General features: G+C 45.9%; 3 protein-coding genes. 2 read left to right on the top strand and 1 reads right to left on the bottom strand.

All coding sequences use genetic code 11. The features are described 5' to 3' along the window. The first annotated feature begins 282 nt into the window (after nucleotides 1–282). Nucleotides 283–534 (top strand): type II toxin-antitoxin system Phd/YefM family antitoxin, encoded by a 252-nt coding sequence (locus P1P89_23185; protein ID MDF1594429.1) that lies wholly within the window; start codon nucleotides 283–285, stop codon nucleotides 532–534. Beyond that, on the top strand, nucleotides 531–797 hold the full coding sequence (locus P1P89_23180) for a type II toxin-antitoxin system RelE/ParE family toxin (protein ID MDF1594428.1): 267 nt from the start codon (nucleotides 531–533) through the stop codon (nucleotides 795–797). Before P1P89_23185 ends, P1P89_23180 begins: the two co-directional genes overlap by 4 nt. 299 nt (nucleotides 798–1,096) lie before the next feature. Here P1P89_23180 and P1P89_23175 read toward each other — a convergent pair whose 3' ends face one another. Continuing rightward, nucleotides 1,097–2,065: a transposase gene (locus P1P89_23175; protein MDF1594427.1), complete on the bottom strand. Its 969-nt coding sequence runs from the start codon at nucleotides 2,063–2,065 to the stop codon at nucleotides 1,097–1,099. Nucleotides 2,066–2,215 lie beyond the last annotated feature (150 nt).

Here is a 2,215-nt window from a genome sequence, read left to right as displayed (position 1 = left end):
GCCAAAAACCCTTTTAAAGGAAAAGCGCCCTTTTTTATACCATTTTAAAATTTACACAAAAGATTATACACTACCAGTCGCTTGCCAAGATATCTGATTAGAAGACGAAAGATATTAGCATTCATTTTTTCGATCTGTTGGAGAAGTTTTTCCTTGACAACCGAAGGCCATATAGATGTTATAAGATACTATATTCATGATAAATTTTGACAATTGACAAACAAATAAGATAAATATACAATATGTACAAAAAAAACGAAATGTACAAATGAGGTGTTTATCATGATTAATAAGATTACAACTGTCGATGCAAGGAAAAAGTTTGCAAATATCATCAATAGGGTCGCTTTTGGGAATGAGTCGTTTGTTCTGACTCGGCGTGGCGAAGCTGTTGCCGCCTTGGTCTCAGTTAAGGAACTAAAACTGCTACAGGAATTTGAAGACCAGATAGATATCGATGATGCCTGGAAGGCAAAAAAAGAGCCAGGTGATCCGATTCCCTGGAAAGAGCTGAAAGAGGAACTCGAACTTTGAAATATAAGGTTGAGTTTAAAAGATCTGCCGCAAAAGCGCTTAAATCGATACCGAAATCCGACCAGAAGCGCATTGCTGCAAAAATCGATAGCATGGCTGAAAACCTTCCAAACCCGAATACAACCAAACTCAAGGGGAGCAATCCTTTTCATAAGGTTCGTATCGGTAATTATCGGATCGTGTATGAGATTCAAGATGACATCCTTTTGATTTTGATTGTCAAAATTGGTCACCGCAAAGAGATATACAGAAATCTAACCTAAAAAATTTTTCCCTCCTTATAACGCCAAACTCATCCATCGACTTGAAATTGAGGAGACCCTTCAACCCATTGTAATCAATCAGCGCATATCTTTCCTTCGGTGCTTGGATTTCATTATATCCACAGAACGGCCTTTCGGCAGGGTGCTTTACAACCGCGGCACGAGCCATATTAAGATCCATGTAAACGAGGCATTGAACCAAATGCTCACCGGACTCGACCGCGGTCGCATGATAACGGTCCTCCCAGTAAGCTCCCTTCCGGTTCTTTCTCTAACGTTGTTGACAAGCCGGACAAACTCTACTTTTGACGTCGCAGAATCTTGGCAACGGCCGAAGTGGTAACACCTAATTGCCGGGCGCTTTCAGCTAATGATAAACCCAATTCATTTACCAGTTGAATCGCAAGAGACGCTCGCAGCCTGGACAGCTCCCCAAAACGGCTTCCGGATCGTATCAATTTTATTTCTATTTTCCACTCTTTGCACTTTTGGCCGATTAATGCTGCCGCCTCCTTTTCCAGCTCTTTGGCAGGCAGCTGATATTTGATCTTTTCTTCAGCCTGACTATATACACTTTCTACAAAGTCGCCGGAACCGAGAATCCGTTCGTCCCCCTTTTGGACCAACCCGGATTTCCGTAATGACTTTACAGCCGACCAACCGCCCAGGCTGCGGATCAAACCGCCCCCCACCAGGTCCGGCTTCCGCCCCTGGCCTATCCCCTGACTGACATATTCAAGATAGGCTTTGCGAGCAGGGCCTTGGCGCGAACCAAACCATTTGAGAACATACGCCTGGTCCTGCCAACTGTTTTTCCGAGTACCCAGCAGGGCCGAATGCCCGCACCACTTATAGCGGTTCAGCCTGCTCAGCGTATCGACTATTCCGGCCCGCAGAGGGTTTAAATGAATGTAGCGGACCAGTTCCTTAAAATAAGGGTCTTCTTCACAAATAATGGATTTATAGCGGTTTTGAAATAGATGCCCAAAGCGCTTGTGTCTGCGGTTATAACCGGCGGCATAGCCGGAAAGGAGTCTTCGCATAAAGCTTGAAAGGCCGCCCGGTCCGCTGCGAAGCAGGATGTGGGCATGATTGGTCAGCAGCGCCCAGGCGTATACAGCCGTTTGCGTCTCTTCTGACAGTTTGCCCAGTCGGGATACAAAATCCTCCCGGTCCTTGTCATCGTCGACGATGGTCCGTCGCCCGATTCCCCGAATCATCACATGATGCAAGGTTCCCGGTGCATCTAATCTGGCCCCCCGCGGCATAACGACCTCCCCGTTTAAACTGTGGGGCAACCTATCACAGCTTGTCCTGTTTGTCAACAACGTCCCCTTTACTAAAGAAAGATCAAGCTCATCATCGAAGCATTATTTGAGCTGCTTGTAAAAACTATCGAACCGATAAGACCTGGACGC

The sequence above is a fragment of the Desulfobacterales bacterium genome (assembly GCA_029211065.1).
GTDB lineage: Bacteria > Desulfobacterota > Desulfobacteria > Desulfobacterales > JARGFK01 > JARGFK01.
Note: the sequence above shows the minus strand (reverse complement) of the source record. Positions and strands in the feature narration are given on the sequence as shown.

Bases quoted from the DNA above. Each gene is read 5' to 3' on its own strand.
- P1P89_23175 (MDF1594427.1), bottom strand. From the start codon at position 2,065: ATGCCGCGGGGGGCCAGATTAGATGCACCGGGAACCTTGCATCATGTG.
- P1P89_23185 (MDF1594429.1), top strand. From the start codon at position 283: ATGATTAATAAGATTACAACTGTCGATGCAAGGAAAAAGTTTGCAAAT.